The sequence below is a fragment of the Streptomyces sp. NPDC058008 genome, assembly GCF_042886395.1.
GTDB lineage: Bacteria > Actinomycetota > Actinomycetes > Streptomycetales > Streptomycetaceae > Streptomyces.
This window is the reverse complement of sequence record NZ_JBHVQX010000051.1, coordinates 22,308-38,434: the sequence shown is the minus strand read 5'-3', so window position 1 is coordinate 38,434 and position 16,127 is coordinate 22,308. Positions and strand designations below refer to the sequence as shown.

Here is a 16,127-nt window from a genome sequence, read left to right as displayed (position 1 = left end):
TCCCCCCCCACCCCCCCTAACCCAGCTGTTGTTGGGCTCGGGGGGCGTGGTCTTGTTATTCCCCCCCCGTACCCGGCCGCCCCGCGGTCCGGAGGTGTTCCGGACGGGGGCGCCGCTGGTGAGGCTGGTTACAACTGCCGGGCTCAGAGGCCGAGCTCGACCTCGAACTCGCCCGCCTCGAGGATCGCCTTGACCGTGGTCAGGTAACGGGCGGCGTCCGCGCCGTCCACCAGACGGTGGTCGTAGGAGAGCGACAGGTAGGTCATGTCGCGGACGCCGATGACGGTGCCCTCGGGGGTCTCGATGACCGCCGGACGCTTGACCGTGGCGCCGATGCCCAGGATGGCCGCCTGGTTCGGCGGAACGATCACGGTGTCGAACAGCGCGCCGCGCGAACCGGTGTTGCTGACGGTGAAGGTGGCACCGGACATGTCGTCCGGGGTCAGCCCGCCACCGCGCGCCTTGCCGGCCAGCTCGGCGGTCTTCTTCGCGATGCCCGCGATGTTCAGGTCGCCCGCACCCTTGATGACCGGGGTCATCAGGCCCTTCTCGGCGTCCACGGCGATGCCGATGTTCTCCGAGTCGAAGTACGTGATGGTGCCCTCGTCCTCGTTGATCCGGGCGTTGACGACCGGGTGGGCCTTCAGCGCCTGGGCCGCCGCCTTCACGAAGAACGGCATCGGGGACAGCTTGACGCCCTCACGGGCCGCGAAGGACTCCTTCGCCTGGTTGCGCAGCTTCATCAGCTTGGTGATGTCGACCTCGAGGACCGTGGTCAGCTGGGCCTGCGAGTGCAGCGCCTTCATCATGTTCTCGCCGATGACCTTGCGCATGCGGGTCATCTTGACCGTCTGACCGCGCAGCGGGGACGCCTCCAGCTTCGGCGCCTTCGAGGCGGCCGGAGCGGCGGCAGCGGCCGGAGCCGGTGCCGGTGCGGCGGCGGCGGCCTTGGCGGCCTCCGCCGCGGCGACGACGTCCTGCTTGCGGATCCGGCCACCGACGCCGGTGCCCTTGACCGCGCCCAGGTCGACACCGTTCTCGGCGGCGAGCTTGCGGACCAGCGGCGTGACGTACGCGCCGTCGTCACCGGCGGAACCGGAAGGAGCCGCCGGAGCCTGCGCGGCCGGTGCCGGGGCAGCCGGTGCGGGGGCGGGTGCGGCCGGAGCCGGTGCCGGAGCGGCCGGAGCCGGAGCGGCGGGGGCGGCCGGTGCGGGTGCGGCCGGTGCGGCAGGCGCGGGAGCCGGTGCGGCCGGAGCCGGGGCCGGGGCGGCGGCGGGGGCCGGGGCGGCCGGTGCCGGAGCGGCGGCCGGTGCGGCACCCGGAGCACCGATGACGGCGAGCTTGGCGCCGACCTCGGCGGTCTCGTCCTCACCGACGACGATCTCCAGCAGCACGCCGGAGACCGGGGCGGGGATCTCGGTGTCGACCTTGTCCGTGGAGACCTCGAGCAGGGGCTCGTCCTCCGTGACCTCCTCGCCGACCTCCTTCAGCCAGCGGGTGACGGTGCCCTCGGTGACGCTCTCGCCGAGCGCGGGGAGGGTGACGTCGGTGCCCGAGGCACCGCCGGCCGGAGCGGCGGCGGGAGCCTCGGCCGCGGGGGCCTCGGCGGGCGCCGGAGCCTCCTCGGCGGGGGCGGCCGGAGCGGCGGGGGCCTCGGCGGCAGGTGCCTCGGCGGCCGGAGCGGCGGCCGGGGCGGGCGCGCCCGAACCGTCATCGATGACGGCCAGCTCGGCGCCGACCTCGACGGTCTCGTCCTCGGCGACCTTGATGGACGCGAGCACGCCGGAGGCGGGCGCGGGGATCTCGGTGTCGACCTTGTCGGTCGAGACCTCGAGCAGCGGCTCGTCGGCCTCGACGCGCTCGCCCTCGGCCTTCAGCCAACGGGTGACAGTGCCCTCGGTGACGCTCTCGCCGAGCGCCGGAAGGGTTACGGAAACCGACATGGTTTCAGTTGCTCCTTACGAAAGTGCGGAAGTGGTCGGTCGTCCCCGGGACTGGATCAGTCGTGGGAGTGGAGAGGCTTGCCCGCCAGGGCCAGGTGGGCCTCGCCCATCGCCTCGTTCTGCGTCGGGTGGGCGTGGATGAGCTGCGCGACCTCGGCCGGCAGCGCCTCCCAGTTGTAGATCAGCTGGGCTTCGCCGACCTGCTCGCCCATACGGTCACCGACCATGTGGACGCCGACCACGGCACCGTCCTTGACCTGGACGAGCTTGATCTCGCCCGCGGTCTTCAGGATCTTGCTCTTGCCGTTGCCCGCGAGGTTGTACTTGAGGGCGACGACCTTGTCCGCACCGTAGATCTCCTTGGCCTTGGCCTCGGTGATGCCGACGGAGGCGACCTCGGGGTGGCAGTACGTCACCTTCGGCACGCCGTCGTAGTCGACCGGCACGGTCTTGAGTCCGGCGAGCCGCTCCGCCACCAGGATGCCCTCGGCGAAGCCGACGTGGGCGAGCTGGAGGGTCGGGACCAGGTCGCCGACGGCCGAGATCGTCGGGACGTTGGTCTGCATGTACTCGTCGACGAGGACGTAGCCGCGGTCCATCGCGACACCGGCCTCCTCGTAGCCCAGACCCTGCGAGACCGGGCCGCGGCCGATCGCGACCAGCAGCACCTCCGCCTCGAAGGTCTTGCCGTCGGCGAGGGAGACCTTCACGCCGTCCTGCGTGTACTCGGCCTTGTCGAAGAAGGTGCCGAGGTTGAACTTGATGCCGCGCTTGCGGAACGCGCGCTCAAGAAGCTTGGAGCTGTTCTCGTCCTCGACCGGGACCAGGTGCTTCAGGCCCTCGACGATGGTGACGTCGGTGCCGAAGGACTTCCACGCCGACGCGAACTCGACGCCGATGACGCCGCCGCCCAGGACGATCGCGGACGCGGGCACGCGGTCCAGCTTCAGCGCGTGGTCCGAGGAGATGACGCGGTTGCCGTCGATCTCCAGGCCCGGCAGCGACTTCGGCACGGAGCCGGTCGCCAGGAGCACGTGGCGGCCCTGGACGCGCTGGCCGTTGACGTCCACCGAGGTGGGCGACGAGAGCCGGCCCTCACCCTCGATGTAGTGCACCTTGCGCGAGGCGATGAGACCCTGCAGGCCCTTGTACAGGCCCGAGATCACGTCGTCCTTGTACTTGTGGACGGCCGCCATGTCGATGCCCTCGAAGGTGGCCTTCACGCCGAACTGTTCGGCCTCGCGGGCCTGGTCGGCGATCTCGCCGGCGTGCAGCAGCGCCTTCGTCGGGATGCAGCCGTTGTGCAGGCAGGTGCCGCCGACCTTGCCCTTCTCGATCAGTGCGACGTCCAGGCCCAGCTGAGCTCCGCGCAGGGCCGCGGCGTAACCGCCACTGCCACCGCCGAGGATCACTAGGTCGAAAACGGTGCTGGCGTCGTTCGCCACGTCACGTCCTCCATGCATGTGCGCCGTACGCCGGGCCCCGTCGCTGGGGTGTGACCGGCCGGTCGGCTGGTGTTCGGCCGCTTGCGTTATTCGGCCCTGTGGTGGGGGCCCTGTCCTGCCGAGAACCCATCTTCGCACTTGTTGAGGGCGGACGGGACGCGGGCCCCTGCTCCGAGCCGGACCAGGATCCGGTCCCGACGGATTCCGATGCGTACAGATTTCCGGAAAAATGGTGGTCGGAGCCACCAGGGGAACGCACACGGCCCCGGACGTATGCCCGGGGCCGTGTGCGCCGCGAGCGAACCCCGCGCACGGGTCCGCGCGACGCGCGTTCCGGGACTCAGCCGAGGTCGCCGGCCGCCGTGCGCTCGGCCAGCCGCACCAGGGTGCGGACCGCGGATCCGGTGCCGCCCTTGGGCGTGTAGCCGTACGGGGCGCCCTCGTGGAAGGCCGGGCCCGCGATGTCCAGGTGCGCCCACGCGATGCCCTCGCCGACGAACTCCTGAAGGAACAGTCCGGCCACCAGGCCGCCGCCCATCCGCTCGCCCATGTTGGCGATGTCGGCGGTCGGGGAGTCCATGCCCTTGCGCAGGTCGGCGGGGAGCGGCATCGGCCAGGAGGCCTCGCCGACCTCCTCGGCGATCTCGTGGATCGACGTACGGAAGGCGTCGTCGTTGGCCATGACACCGAAGGTGCGGTTGCCGAGGGCCAGGACCATCGCGCCCGTCAGGGTCGCCACGTCGACGATCGCGTCGGGCTTCTCCTCGGAGGCGCGGGTCAGCGCGTCGGCGAGGACGAGGCGGCCCTCTGCGTCGGTGTTGAGGACCTCGACGGTCTTGCCGCTGTACATGTGCAGCACGTCACCGGGGCGGGTGGCGTTGCCGGACGGCATGTTCTCGGCGAGGGCCAGCCAGCCGGTGACGTTGACCCGGAGGCCGAGACGGGACGCCGAGACGACGGCGGCGAACACGGCGGCCGCGCCGCTCATGTCGCACTTCATCGTCTCGTTGTGGCCGGCCGGCTTGAGCGAGATGCCGCCCGAGTCGTAGGTGATGCCCTTGCCGACCAGGGCGAGCGTCTTCTCCGCCTTGGGGTGGGTGTAGGCCAGCTTGACCAGGCGCGGGCCGTGGGTGGAGCCCTGGCCGACGCCGAGCAGACCGCCGTAGCCGCCCTTGACGAGCGCCTTCTCGTCGAGGACCTGCACCTTGATGCCGTGCTCCTTGCCGGCGGCGGAGGCCACGGCGGCGAAGGACTCGGGGTACAGGTCGTTCGGCGGGGTGTTGATCAGGTCACGGGCCCGGTTGATCTCCTCGGTGACCGCCAGGGCGCGCTCGACGGCCGCCTTGAAGGCCTTGTCACGCGGCTTGCCGCCGAGCAGGGCGACCTCGCCGAGCGGGAGCTTCGCCTCGTTCCCGCCCGCCTTGGCGCCCTTGGGGGCGAGCCTGTTCTCGCCGCCCTGGTAGGCGGTGAAGGCGTACGCGCCCAGCAGGGCGCCCTCCGCGACCGCCCCGGCGTCCTCGGCGGACTCCGTCGGCAGGGCGAAACCGGCCTTCTTCGAACCCTTCAGGGCACGCGCGGCGCTGCCCGCCGCACGGCGCAGGGTCTCCGCGTCGTACGCCTCGTCCTTCGCCGGGACCGGACCGAGCCCGACCGCGAGGACGACCGGGGCCTTGAGGCCGGACGGGGCGGGGAGCTTGGTCACTTCGCCCTCGGCACCCGAGGCACCCAGGGTCTCCAGGACGGTGGCGAGCTTTCCGTCGAACGCCTTGACCACGTCCTCGGCGCCGGGTGCGACGACCAGGCCGCCGGCCTTGGATCCGGCGGCCTTGGCGACGCCGACGACGAGTGCGTCGGCGCGCAGCGTCGCCGCACCTGAGGTGCTGAGAGTGAGAGCTGTCACGGTGGTGAAATCTCGCTTCCGTTGAGTGGTGTACCGGTCGAGGGGTGGGCCGACCGTGCCCGGCGCATCGTAGACACCGCCGCAATGTGCCGGGAATGAGCCTACGCGCGCCGTTGCATCCGGTTCACGGGGGCGGGGCTGTCGGGGGCCGGACAGGGGGCGCGGCACCCCGTGCCGGCCGTCAGCCCGGGGACAGCGACAGCACCAGCAGGGCGGCCGTGGCGGCCGTCTCCTCCAGCGCCCCGAACACGTCGCCGGTCACCCCGCCGAAGCGCCGCACGCAGTGACGCAGCATCATCTGCGCGGCCACCAGGCCCGCCAGGACGGCGAGGGCGTGGTGCAGCGCGGCGCCGTAGCCGCCGAGCGGCGCGCCGGCCGCCGCGCAGCACGCGACCACCGCGCAGGCGACGGCCGCCCCGCCCAGGGGCGGGACCGTGCCCGCCACCGCCGCGCCCAGACCCTCCGGCCGGGCGGGCGGGACACCGCGGCGCGAGGCCAGTGTGAGCGCGAGCCGGGCGGTGACCGCGGCGGTGACCGTGCCCAGTGCGCCGTCGGCCCAGCCGCGCCCGTACAGCTCGAAGAGCGCGGCGACCTGGGCCAGCAGCACGAACAGCAGGGTGACCACACCGAACGGGCCGATGTCCGACCGCTTCATGATCCGCAGCGCGTCCTCGGCCGGCCTGGCGCTGCCGAGCCCGTCGGCGGTGTCCGCGAGCCCGTCCAGGTGCAGGCCCCGGGTCAGCGCGGCGGGCAGCGCCGCGGAGGCGACCGCCGCCACCAGGGGCCCCGCCCCGCCGAGCAGGAGCAGCACACCGGGGACCGCCGCGAGCAGCCCCACCGCGAGTCCGGCGAGCGGGGCGCACAGCATGCCGGCCCGCGCCGTCCCGCGGTCCCAGCGGGAGACGCGGACGGGGAGCGCGGTCAGGGTGCCGAAGGCGAATCGCAGGCCGTGGCTGTTCAGGGAGGTCACCGCGCGCAGGCTAGCCGGTGCGCCCGCCCACCGGATCGGGCAGAGTACCCAAAAAGCCGCAGAGGCGGGATTCCGGGTGGAGGTGGGATGGGTCACTGGTTCCAGCAGAACATCGTCGAGCCGGGCAAGCTCCCGCTGCTGCTCGCCCTGAGCGCCTTCGTGCTGACCTTCGCCGTGACCCGGATGATCACCCGGATGATCAGGGCCGGGAAGGGCCCGTTCCGCAACTTCACGCCCGGCGGCGTGCACGTCCACCACGTGGTGCCCGGCGTGGTGCTCGCGGTCGTCGGAGGCTTCGGCGCGGTCGCGAGCGGCCAGCACGGCGTGGCCGCCGGGATCTTCGCGGTCGTCTTCGCGGTGGGGGCCGGCCTGGTCCTCGACGAGTTCGCGCTGATCCTGCACCTCGACGACGTCTACTGGACCGAGGAGGGCCGCCAGAGCGTGGAGATGGTCGTCCTGACCGCCTCGCTCGTCCTGCTCGTGCTCGCCGGGTTCTCACCGTTCGGCGTGGAGGAGCTGAGCGGCGAGCAGCAGCAGAACAGGCTGGGCGTCGTCCTGACCTACCTCGTCAACTTCGCGTTCGTGCTGATCACCCTGTTCAAGGGCAAGGCCCGGATGGCGGTGATCGGCACCCTCGTCCCGTTCATCGCGCTGGTCGGAGCGCTCCGGCTGGCCCGGCCCGCCTCGCCCTGGGCGAAGCGCTTCTACCGCCGGCGCCACCGGGCCCGCGCCCGGGCCGTGCTGAGGGCGTACCACCACGACGTCCGCTGGGCGGGCCCGCGACGCCGCTTCCAGGACCTGATCGGCGGAACCCCGGACAGGACCCCGCTGCCGGGCCCCGGCCCGGGGGACGGCGGAACGTGAGGCGGGGCCCCGGGGCGCCCCGGGGCCGGTGGGGTCCGCCGCCGTCCGTTCCCGACCGCGTCAGGCCGTGGTCTGCGCGGGCTCCGGGTCCTGCGAGGGCTCGTCCCCGGCGGGCTCCCGCACGCGCTCGGGCAGCTCCGCCGCCAGCGCCGCCGCCGCCTGGACGAGCGGCAGCGCCAGCAGGGCGCCGCTTCCCTCGCCCACCGACACCCCGTGGTCCAGGAGCGGGGTCAGCGCCATCCGGTCCAGCGCCTTGGCCTGGGCCGGCTCACCGCTGACCTGACCGGCGAGCCACCAGTCCGGCGCGCGGAACGCCGCGCGCTGGGCCACCAGGGCACAGGCCGCCGAGACCACCCCGTCCAGCACCACGGGCATCCGGCGCACCGCGCTCTGCAGCAGGAATCCCGTCATGGCCGCCAGATCCGCGCCGCCCACGGCCGCCAGCAGCTCCAGCTGGTCGCCGAGGACCGGCCGGGCCCGCCGCAGCGCGTCCCGGATCGCCGCGCACTTGCGCATCCACGCCAGGTCGTCGATGCCCGCGCCGCCGCGCCCGGTCACCACCGAGGCGTCCGTGCCGCAGAGGGCGGCGATCAGCGTCGAGGCCGCCGTCGTACCGCCGACGCTCAGGTCACCCAGCACTACCAGGTCCGTACCGGAGTCGGCCTCCTCGTCGGCGACGCGCATCCCGAGCCGTACGGCCTGCTCGGCCTGCTCGGCCGTCAGGGCGTCCTCGACGTCGATCCGGCCGCTGCCGCGCCGCACCCGGCTGCGTACGACGGCGTCGGGCAGGAGTTCCGGATCGCAGTCCAGGCCCGCGTCCACGATCCGCACCGGGACGGAGAAGCGGCGGGCCAGCACGGAGACCGGGCTCGCGCCGTCCAGCGCGGCGCGCACCAGCTCGTGGGCCGTCCCGGCAGCCCGGCCGGAGACCCCCAGCTCCGCCACCCCGTGGTCACCGGCGAACAGCACGACGCGCGGCCGCTCGATCGCCTTGACGGGCACCGACTGCTGGGCGGCCGACAGCCACTCGCCCAGCTCGTCGAGCCGGCCGAGCGCGCCGACGGGAACGGCGAACCGCTCCCGGCGTTCCTCGGCATCACGCCGTACGCCTCCGTCGGGGCGTTCGATCAGGTCGGAGAAGTCGTCCAGATTCACGGGGGTCTGCCTCGCGGGTCGTCACAGGGTGGGCCGGAGCCCGCCGGGGGGCTCCCTGTGCGGAACAGTACCCGCAGCCCCCGCCGCGCCCCCGGCCCCGGCTCAGCCCCGCAGCACCAGCGCCCGCCCCGCCACCACGAGCAGCACCTGCTCGCACTCGGCGGCGAACGCGGCGTTCAGGCGGCCCAGTTCGTCCCGGAAGCGCCGCCCGGAGGCCGTCGCGGGGACCACGCCGGAGCCGGTCTCGTTGGTCACGGCGACGACCGTACGACGTGTCCCGCGCACCGCGCGGACCAGCTCGGCGACCCGCGCGCGGAGCTTCTCCTCCCCGCCGTCCGCCCACCGCTCGTCCTCCCACGCCCCGACCCGGTCCATCGCGTCCGTGAGCCACAGCGACAGGCAGTCGATCAGCAGCGGCGGGCCGTCCTCCTCCAGGAGACCCGCGAGCTCGCAGGTCTCCTCGGTGCGCCAGGCGGCGGGCCTGCGCTCACGGTGCAGCCCGATCCGGGCCTCCCACTCGGCGTCCCCCGCGCGACGGCCGCCCGTCGCCACGTACACCACCTCGGGGAAGGTCTCCAGACGCTGCTCGGCCTCCACCGACTTCCCCGACCTGGCCCCGCCCGTGACCAGGGTGCGCCGGGGCACCTCGGGCACCGCGTGGTACGCCCCCACCGGCAGGGTCGTCCCGTCCGGCACGGCCCGCGCCCCGCCCGCCGCGAGCCGCCGGTCCAGTTCCGCCCCGGGCGGCGCGTCGTGGTCCAGGTGGACGGCGATCACCTCGGTGCCCGGCCCGACGGCCCCCGCCGCCCGCAGCCTGGCCACGGCGTCCGGCCGGCCGGTCACGTCGCACACGACCATGTCGTACGGCTCGGCCACCGGGGCGGCCAGACCGGCGGGGGAGGCCCCGGGCGGCAGGTAGAGCACGCGCTCACCCTCCGGCGACGTCACCTCGTACCCGGTGCCCGGCGAGTCCATCGCCACGGCCCTGACCCGGTGCCCGCTGATCAGCGTCAGCTCCTGGCCGTCCGGGACCCGCCCCGCGGGCGGGAGCGAGGCGGGCAGCTCCATCGCGGGCCCGTCGTGGGGGTGGGTCAGCAGCACCTGCCGTACGGCGGCCAGCGAGCGGCCCGCACGCGCCGCGGCGAACACGGCGCCCGGCGTGAGGTCCAGCAGCAGCGCGTCGTCCACGAGCAGCGCGGTCGCGGCGCGTGCCCCGGCCCCCCGGGAGGACGCGCAGACGGCACACGGGCAGTCGGGCCTCGGCAGCCCGTCGGGGGCTCCGGTGCCCAGCAGTGTCAGTTCCACGGTCTGATCCTCCCGTGTCCGTGAACCGCCTGCGCGCCCGGGACACCCACTAGTCTTCGGGGAGCAACGTGACCCAGGAGGCGGACATGGCGTGGACGTGGCGGTTCGAGAAGTCCGACGGTACGGAGACGGAGCCGGCGCTGCAGCCGGAGGAGTTCACGACACAGGGCGACGCGGAGTCCTGGATCGGTGAGTTCTGGAAGGAGCTCCTCGAAGGCGGCGCGGACCAGGTGACCCTCTTCGAGGACGCGACGAGGATCTACGGCCCGATGAGCCTCCAGGCCGACTGAGGCCCGGGGCCCCGCCCGGACCCCGGTGTCCGGGCGGGACGCCCGCCCCCGGCCCGCTCTCAGATCTCGCCCAGGGTGACCTCGGCGGACTTCGAGGCGTCGCCCCGCTTGAACACCACCGTGACCTTCTGGCCCGGCTTGTCACCGGCCAGGGCCTCCGACAGCGAGGTGATCGTGGTGACCGGCGTGTCACCGATCCGGGTGATGATGTCCCCGACGCGCAGGCCCGCCTTCGCCGCGGCTCCGCCCTTCTGGACGCTCACCAGGGCGACACCGGCGGGCTGGTAGGCGCTGTCGACGACGGTCCGGCCCGTGACGTCCAGGGCGGCGCGGCCCGAGTCGGTGACCTTGCCCGACCTGATGATCTGGTCGGCGACCGTCCGCACCATCGAGACGGGGATGGCGAAGCCGATCCCGGGAGCCGCCGAGTCCCCCAGCTGCGGGTCCGTCGCGGCGAGGGTCGGGATGCCGATCACCTCGCTGTCGAGGTTCACGAGCGCGCCGCCGCTGTTGCCGGGGTTGATGGCGGCCGAGGTCTGCACCATGTCGGCGAGCGTCGCCCCGGTGCCACCGCCCGAGCGGCTCTCGCTGACGGTCCGTCCGACCGCCGAGACGATGCCCTGGGTGACGCTGCTGGACAGGCCGAGCGGGGAGCCCATGGCCAGGACGATCTGCCCGACCTCGACCTTGTCGCTGTTCCCGAACTGCGCGGCCCGCAGCCCGTCGTGGGCGTCGTCGAGCTTGATGACGGCCAGGTCCTGCTCCGGGTAGGACGAGACCAGCGAGGCCTTGAGCACCCGCTCACCGGTCGCGACGCTGACCTCGAACGTCTTCTCGTTGCCCACGACATGGGCGTTGGTGACGATGTGGCCCTGGTTGTCGTAGACGATGCCCGAGCCGAGGCCGTCCCCGGCGGCGACCTGCACGACGGAGGGCAGCACGTTCTTGATGACGGCCTGGTACTGGGCCTGGAGGTCACCGGCGGCCGGGGACGCCACCGCCTGACGGGCGGGAGCGGCGGCGGGGGCTGCCCCCGGACCGGCGCAGCCGACGGCCAGGGCGACCGCGCAGGCGGCGGCGGCCGGCGGGATGAGTGAGCGGCGTACCCGGTTGCGGGCGGGGGTTGCGTCCATGCCCGGAGTATCGCCAGGGCCACCGGCGGCGGCCTGTGCTGCTGGGCCGATCAGGCGTACGGCCGCGGCCGCGTCAGCCGCGTACGCCGCACAGGTGCAGCAGCGCGGCCACACCGCGGTACGGATCGGTCCGCCCCGCACGGTCCTCGGCGGCGAACACCCGGTCCAGCTCCTCGGGGCCGGGCAGCTCCGCCTCGTTGCCCACGTTGTCCGTGAAGACCCGGACGCCGTACCAGGCGTGCAGCGGGGCCGCGATGCCCGCGAGGGTGGCCCGCAGCGTGCCGAGCCGGTCGGCCCGCACGTCGAGTCCGAGCCTGTTCGTGTACGTGTCGGTGTCGAACGCCGCGAGGGCCGCGCCGAAGTCGCCGGCCGTCCCCGGCCGCATCGCCAGCGCGTCCGCGTTCCGCACGAGCAGGGAGAGCAGCCCGCCGGGTGCCAGCATCCGGGCCAGGCCGGCCAGCAGCGGGTCCGGCTCGGGGACGTACATCAGTACGCCGTGGCAGAGCACCACGTCGAAGCTGCCCGGCAGGAAGTGCACCCCGGTGTCACGGCCGTCGCCCTCGATGAGCCGCATCCGTTCCCGGATGCCCTCGGGCTCACCGGCCAGGGACTCCCGCGCGGAGCGCAGCATCTCGGCGTCGGACTCCAGGCCCGTCACGGAGTGCCCGGCCCGGGCCAGGCGCAGCGCCTGGGTGCCCTGGCCCATGCCCACGTCGAGCACCCGCAGCCGCTGCCCCACGGGGAAGCGCGCGGCTATCTGCTCGTCCAGCTGCCGGGCGACGAGCTCCTGGCGGACCGTGTTGCGCAGTCCGCCGAGGCCGCTCAGCCACTGGGAGGACACCCCCGTGAAGCCGGAGGTCTCCGTGCTCAGGGCCGCTCTCCGCGCTTGACCTGCGGCTTGGGCAGACGCAGCCGGCGCATCTGGAGCGTACGCATCAGGCCGTAGGCCACCGCGCCGCGCTTCGGGGTGTCCGGGAAGCGATCGGCCAGCTGCTTCCTGAGGCGGAACCCGAGGCCGATGGAGTCGACCACGATCAGCACGATCACGCCGAGCCAGAGCAGCAGCGAGATGTTCTGGATGTTCTGCACCTGGATCACGCTGAGGATCAGGATGACCACCGCGAGCGGAAGGAAATACTCCGCGATGCAGAAGCGCGAGTCCACGAAGTCGCGGACGTAACGCCGCACGGGGCCCTTGTCGCGCACCGGCAGATAGCGCTCGTCGCCCGACGCGAGTGCCTCCCGCTGCCGGGCCAGGTCCGCCCGGCGCGCCTCGCGCTGGCGCTTCGCGGCCTCCTTGCGATCGGTCGGCGCGCCGCTGGAGGCTCGCCGGCGCTGCGTCTGGGCCTCGCTGCGCTTGGGGGTGGGGCGACCCTTGGGAGCCTGGGGGTCGCGGGGCTGCTTGGAGAGGTCCGCCGTCACCTTGCCGGTGGGGGCCTTCTCTTCCTTGGAACGGCTACGGAACACAAAACCCAAGGGTACGGGGTCGGCCGCGGCTCCCGGGGACCGGGCGAGAACGATCCGGCAACGGCCCGCGTCCCGAAAAGTGTCCCGACAGGGGCAGAACGGACGTCGCGGACCCGTTCCCCGAGGCCCGTCTACTCCCTGGGCGGGAGCGATCACGGGCCGCAGTCGTCCTTGCGGAGGACCACATCCGTGCTCGAACAGTGCGGTAATGGAGACAGGGCCCGTACTGTGGGTTCTGTTGGAGTGCTGGAGCTCAGTCCGTCAGAAGGGGGCGCGCGAAGCCCATGAGCGGTGTCATGAAGCGTATGGGGATGATCTTCCGCGCGAAGGCAAACAAGGCCCTTGACCGGGCCGAGGATCCGCGCGAGACCCTCGATTACTCGTACCAGAAGCAGCTGGAGCTGCTTCAGAAGGTGCGCCGCGGCGTCGCCGATGTGGCGACCTCGCGCAAACGCCTGGAGCTGCAGCTGAACCAGTTGCAGGGGCAGTCGTCCAAGCTGGAGGACCAGGGGCGCAAGGCGCTCGCGCTCGGCCGGGAGGACCTGGCCCGCGAGGCGCTGTCGAGGCGCGCCGCCCTCCAGCAGCAGGTCACGGACCTGGAGACGCAGCACCAGACGCTGCAGGGCGAGGAGGAGAAACTCACTCTCGCGGCCCAGCGTCTGCAGGCCAAGGTCGACGCCTTCCGGACGAAGAAGGAGACGATCAAGGCCACCTACACGGCGGCCCAGGCCCAGACCCGGATCGGTGAGGCCTTCTCCGGCATCTCCGAGGAGATGGGTGACGTCGGCCTGGCGATCCAGCGGGCCGAGGACAAGACCCAGCAGCTCCAGGCGCGTGCGGGAGCCATCGACGAGCTGCTGGCCTCCGGGGCCCTCGACGACCCGTCCGGCACGGCGAAGGACGACATCGCCGCCGAGCTGGACCGGATCTCGGGTGGTACGGATGTAGAACTGGAACTGCAGCGCATGAAGGCCGAGCTGGCCGGGGGTTCCGCCGGGCAGCAGCAGGCCATCGAGGGCGGCGCCGAGGACGCGGCACCGCAGTCGCAGCAGTCCCCGCACAAGTTCGACAAGCAGTGAGGGCGGCGTCATGATCGTACGGATCATGGGGGAGGGCCAGGTCGTACTGGCCGACAGTCATGTCGCCGAGCTGAACAAGCTCGACGACATACTCCTCGCGGAGATGGAGAGCGGTGACGGACCCGGCTTCCGCACCACGCTCCACGCGCTTCTGGACAAGGTGCGCGAGCTCGGCTCGCCGCTCCCGGACGACTCCCTGGAGCCGTCCGAACTGATCCTCCCGGCCCCTGACGCCACCCTCGAACAAGTGCGCTCCATGCTCCGTGACGACGGGCTGATCCCCGGCTGACACGGGGCCGCCCGCTCCGCACTCCTCATGGTGCCCCGCCCCGGTCCGCCGGGCGCGGGGCACCGTGCCGTCCGCACACCGGACCGCCACGACGGCGGCACGCCGTACCGTTGCTCGACGTGACCACCCTCGGAACCGGGTTCGTGCGCCCCCGCCGCTGGCTGCGCGGCCATCCCCTCGCCTTCGACCGCGGGCTGGCCGCGGCGGTGCTCGCCTGTATGTTCTGTGCCTCGTTCGCCGAGCCGAACCCGGGGCACGGACCCGTCCTCGGCGCCGGTCCGCCCGAACCCACCAGCGTGCTGCTGATGGTGCTGGCCGCCGGAGCGCTCGTACTGCGCCGGCGCCGCCCCATGGCGGTGCTCGCCGTGACCGGGCTGCTGACCGCCGTCGAGTTCCTCCTGAAGGATCCGCCCGCCCCCCTCGTGCTGAGCGCGGTCATCGCGCTGTTCACCGTCGCCTCCCGCACCGACCGCCCCACCACCCTGCGGGTCGGCCTGCTGACCATGGTGGTGCTGACCGGTGCGGCGATGGTGGTCGGCTCGACGCCCTGGTACAGCCAGGAGAACGTCGGCGTGCTCGCCTGGACCGGTCTGGCCTGCGCGGCCGGGGACGCGGTGCGCAGCAGGCGCGCGTTCATCGACGCGATCAGGGAGCGGGCCGAGCGCGCGGAGCGCACCCGTGAGGAGGAGGCCCGCCGCAGGGTCGCCGAGGAGCGACTGCGCATCGCCCGGGACCTGCACGACGTGGTCGCCCACCACATCGCCCTGGTCAACGTCCAGGCCGGGGTCGCGGCCCACGTCATGGACCGGCGCCCCGACCAGGCGAAGGAGGCCCTCGCCCACGTACGGGAGGCCAGCCGCTCCGCGCTCAACGAGCTCAGGGCGACGGTCGGGCTGCTGCGCCAGTCGGGCGACCCGGAGGCGCCCACGGAACCCGCGCCGGGGCTCGCCGTCCTCGACGCGCTCGTGGACACCTTCCGCAACGCCGGCCTCCCCGTCGAGGTGGCCCGCACCGACCCGGACAGCCCGCTGCCCGCGGCGGTCGACCTCGCGGCCTACCGGATCATCCAGGAGGCCCTGACCAATGTGCGCAAGCACGCGGGCGCCGACGCGAAGGCCGAGGTCAGCGTCGTACGGGTCGGGGGGACCGCCGAGGTGACCGTGCTGGACACCGGCAGCGGGGCGGGGCCCCGCCCCGCGCCCGCCGACGGCGGCGGGCACGGCCTGATCGGCATGCGGGAGCGCGTCACCGCCCTCGGCGGCACCCTCACGGCGGGACCCCGTTACGGAAGCGGGTTCAGGGTCCATGCGATCCTGCCCGTCACGTCCCGCACACACGCGCCGGAGAGGCCGGACGAGGCGGCGACGACGGGGGGATGCGCATGACGACGCCCATCAAGGTGCTGCTCGCCGACGACCAGGCACTGCTGCGGAGCGCGTTCCGGGTACTGGTCGACTCCGAACCCGACATGCGGGTCGTCGGTGAGGCGGCGGACGGTGCGGAGGCCGTGGCGCTGGCCCGCTCGACCCTCGCCGACGTCGTGCTCATGGACATCCGGATGCCGGGTACGGACGGGCTCACCGCCACCCGGACGATCAGCGCCGACCCGGACCTGGCGGGCGTACGGATCGTCATGCTCACCACCTTCGAGGTGGACGAGTACGTGGTGCAGTCCCTGCGGGCCGGCGCCTCCGGCTTCCTGGGCAAGGGCGCGGAGCCGGACGAACTCCTCAACGCCATCCGGGTCGCCGCGGCCGGGGAGGCGCTGCTCTCCCCGGTCGCCACGAAGGGCCTCATCGCCAGCTTCCTCGCCCAGGGCGGCAGCGCCGGGGAAGGGCCGGACGGGGCGGAGTACTCGGCCCGTCTCGCCGCACTCACCGGGCGCGAGCGCGAGGTGCTCGTCCAGGTCGCGGGCGGGCACTCCAACGACCGGATCGCCGACCGGCTCGCCGTCAGCCCGCTCACCGTGAAGACCCACGTGAACCGGGCCATGGCCAAACTGGGCGCGCGGGACCGGGCACAACTGGTCGTCATCGCGTACGAATCGGGCCTGGTCCGCCCCAGGGTGGAGTGACGGGTGCAGACCGGGCTACTCCAGCTGCGGTATGCGCGGAACAGGAAAGCAACCCGGGGGCCGACGACTTCGGGCGCGGATTCGGCGATCGTATGGACGGGCGGGCTGTGTCCCCTGTGATCGCCGGAGCGGGCACCGAAGCGACCCCGAAGTGAGCGCGACGCGTTCACGGAGGCCGGCGCCGAGGTCCTCACCCGGGTGAGCACGAGGTGA

Annotated in this window: 15 protein-coding genes; 6 read left to right on the top strand and 9 right to left on the bottom strand. The window is 73.2% G+C overall.

The annotated features are described in order from the left end of the window. Positions 1-143: 143 nt before the first annotated feature. The 4 genes from sucB to ACFVS9_RS33110 all read right to left on the bottom strand — a co-directional run bounded on the left by sucB (position 144) and on the right by ACFVS9_RS33110 (position 6,258). Positions 144-1,943: a 2-oxoglutarate dehydrogenase, E2 component, dihydrolipoamide succinyltransferase gene (gene sucB / locus ACFVS9_RS33125; RefSeq protein ID WP_389938515.1), complete on the bottom strand. Its 1,800-nt coding sequence runs from the start codon at positions 1,941-1,943 to the stop codon at positions 144-146. A gap of 56 nt (positions 1,944-1,999) precedes the next feature. After that, positions 2,000-3,388 carry a dihydrolipoyl dehydrogenase gene (gene lpdA / locus ACFVS9_RS33120; RefSeq protein WP_383118902.1) on the bottom strand — a complete coding sequence of 463 codons (1,389 nt, stop codon included), beginning with the start codon at positions 3,386-3,388 and terminating at the stop codon, positions 2,000-2,002. Positions 3,389-3,728: 340 nt separating this feature from the next. Continuing rightward, positions 3,729-5,288, bottom strand: a complete 1,560-nt coding sequence (locus ACFVS9_RS33115) for a leucyl aminopeptidase (RefSeq protein WP_389938512.1) — start codon at positions 5,286-5,288, stop codon at positions 3,729-3,731. A gap of 181 nt (positions 5,289-5,469) precedes the next feature. Next, the gene (locus ACFVS9_RS33110) at positions 5,470-6,258 is read right to left on the bottom strand and encodes an adenosylcobinamide-GDP ribazoletransferase (RefSeq protein WP_389938509.1); all 789 of its coding nucleotides are present in this window, start codon (positions 6,256-6,258) and stop codon (positions 5,470-5,472) included. 87 nt (positions 6,259-6,345) lie between these two features. On the opposite strand from ACFVS9_RS33110, the gene ACFVS9_RS33105 reads away from it, so the two are divergent. After that, positions 6,346-7,122 carry a hypothetical protein gene (locus tag ACFVS9_RS33105; RefSeq protein WP_383118905.1) on the top strand — a complete coding sequence of 259 codons (777 nt, stop codon included), beginning with the start codon at positions 6,346-6,348 and terminating at the stop codon, positions 7,120-7,122. A 60-nt stretch (positions 7,123-7,182) separates the two neighbouring features. On the opposite strand, the gene cobT is transcribed toward ACFVS9_RS33105, so the two are convergent. Together cobT and ACFVS9_RS33095 are read right to left on the bottom strand one after the other, a co-directional pair. Then, positions 7,183-8,277, bottom strand: a complete 1,095-nt coding sequence (gene cobT / locus ACFVS9_RS33100; RefSeq protein ID WP_389938506.1) for a nicotinate-nucleotide--dimethylbenzimidazole phosphoribosyltransferase — start codon at positions 8,275-8,277, stop codon at positions 7,183-7,185. Between the two features lie 102 nt (positions 8,278-8,379). Next, positions 8,380-9,582, bottom strand: a complete 1,203-nt coding sequence (locus tag ACFVS9_RS33095; protein WP_389938503.1) for a bifunctional adenosylcobinamide kinase/adenosylcobinamide-phosphate guanylyltransferase — start codon at positions 9,580-9,582, stop codon at positions 8,380-8,382. An 86-nt stretch (positions 9,583-9,668) separates the two neighbouring features. On the opposite strand from ACFVS9_RS33095, the gene ACFVS9_RS33090 reads away from it, so the two are divergent. Continuing rightward, on the top strand, positions 9,669-9,872 hold the full coding sequence (locus ACFVS9_RS33090) for a hypothetical protein (protein WP_351271669.1): 204 nt from the start codon (positions 9,669-9,671) through the stop codon (positions 9,870-9,872). A gap of 59 nt (positions 9,873-9,931) precedes the next feature. Here the strand turns inward: ACFVS9_RS33090 and ACFVS9_RS33085 are convergent, their stop codons facing one another. From ACFVS9_RS33085 to ACFVS9_RS33075, 3 genes are all read right to left on the bottom strand, one after another. Further along, positions 9,932-11,005, bottom strand: a complete 1,074-nt coding sequence (locus ACFVS9_RS33085; protein ID WP_383118108.1) for a S1C family serine protease — start codon at positions 11,003-11,005, stop codon at positions 9,932-9,934. Between the two features lie 73 nt (positions 11,006-11,078). Next, a complete protein-coding gene (locus ACFVS9_RS33080; RefSeq protein WP_383118115.1) occupies positions 11,079-11,813 on the bottom strand; it encodes a class I SAM-dependent methyltransferase in 735 nt (244 codons plus the stop codon). A gap of 59 nt (positions 11,814-11,872) precedes the next feature. Next, positions 11,873-12,472, bottom strand: a complete 600-nt coding sequence (locus tag ACFVS9_RS33075; RefSeq protein WP_383118109.1) for a DUF3043 domain-containing protein — start codon at positions 12,470-12,472, stop codon at positions 11,873-11,875. A gap of 296 nt (positions 12,473-12,768) precedes the next feature. Here ACFVS9_RS33075 and ACFVS9_RS33070 point away from each other — a divergent pair, with 296 nt between their 5' ends. The 4 genes from ACFVS9_RS33070 to ACFVS9_RS33055 all read left to right on the top strand — a co-directional run bounded on the left by ACFVS9_RS33070 (position 12,769) and on the right by ACFVS9_RS33055 (position 15,914). Then, positions 12,769-13,551: a PspA/IM30 family protein gene (locus ACFVS9_RS33070; RefSeq protein WP_014156668.1), complete on the top strand. Its 783-nt coding sequence runs from the start codon at positions 12,769-12,771 to the stop codon at positions 13,549-13,551. A 10-nt stretch (positions 13,552-13,561) separates the two neighbouring features. Beyond that, positions 13,562-13,840: a hypothetical protein gene (locus ACFVS9_RS33065; protein ID WP_383118110.1), complete on the top strand. Its 279-nt coding sequence runs from the start codon at positions 13,562-13,564 to the stop codon at positions 13,838-13,840. A gap of 119 nt (positions 13,841-13,959) precedes the next feature. Further along, positions 13,960-15,225 carry a histidine kinase gene (locus tag ACFVS9_RS33060; RefSeq protein WP_383118111.1) on the top strand — a complete coding sequence of 422 codons (1,266 nt, stop codon included), beginning with the start codon at positions 13,960-13,962 and terminating at the stop codon, positions 15,223-15,225. Further along, on the top strand, positions 15,222-15,914 hold the full coding sequence (locus ACFVS9_RS33055) for a response regulator (protein WP_383118112.1): 693 nt from the start codon (positions 15,222-15,224) through the stop codon (positions 15,912-15,914). Before ACFVS9_RS33060 ends, ACFVS9_RS33055 begins: the two co-directional genes overlap by 4 nt. The last annotated feature ends 213 nt before the right edge of the window (positions 15,915-16,127 follow it).

Bases quoted from the DNA above. Each gene is read 5' to 3' on its own strand.
- sucB (WP_389938515.1), bottom strand. From the start codon at position 1,943: ATGTCGGTTTCCGTAACCCTTCCGGCGCTCGGCGAGAGCGTCACCGAG.
- ACFVS9_RS33105 (WP_383118905.1), top strand. From the start codon at position 6,346: ATGGGTCACTGGTTCCAGCAGAACATCGTCGAGCCGGGCAAGCTCCCG.
- ACFVS9_RS33090 (WP_351271669.1), top strand. From the start codon at position 9,669: ATGGCGTGGACGTGGCGGTTCGAGAAGTCCGACGGTACGGAGACGGAG.
- ACFVS9_RS33085 (WP_383118108.1), bottom strand. From the start codon at position 11,005: ATGGACGCAACCCCCGCCCGCAACCGGGTACGCCGCTCACTCATCCCG.
- ACFVS9_RS33070 (WP_014156668.1), top strand. From the start codon at position 12,769: ATGAAGCGTATGGGGATGATCTTCCGCGCGAAGGCAAACAAGGCCCTT.
- ACFVS9_RS33065 (WP_383118110.1), top strand. From the start codon at position 13,562: ATGATCGTACGGATCATGGGGGAGGGCCAGGTCGTACTGGCCGACAGT.
- ACFVS9_RS33055 (WP_383118112.1), top strand. From the start codon at position 15,222: ATGACGACGCCCATCAAGGTGCTGCTCGCCGACGACCAGGCACTGCTG.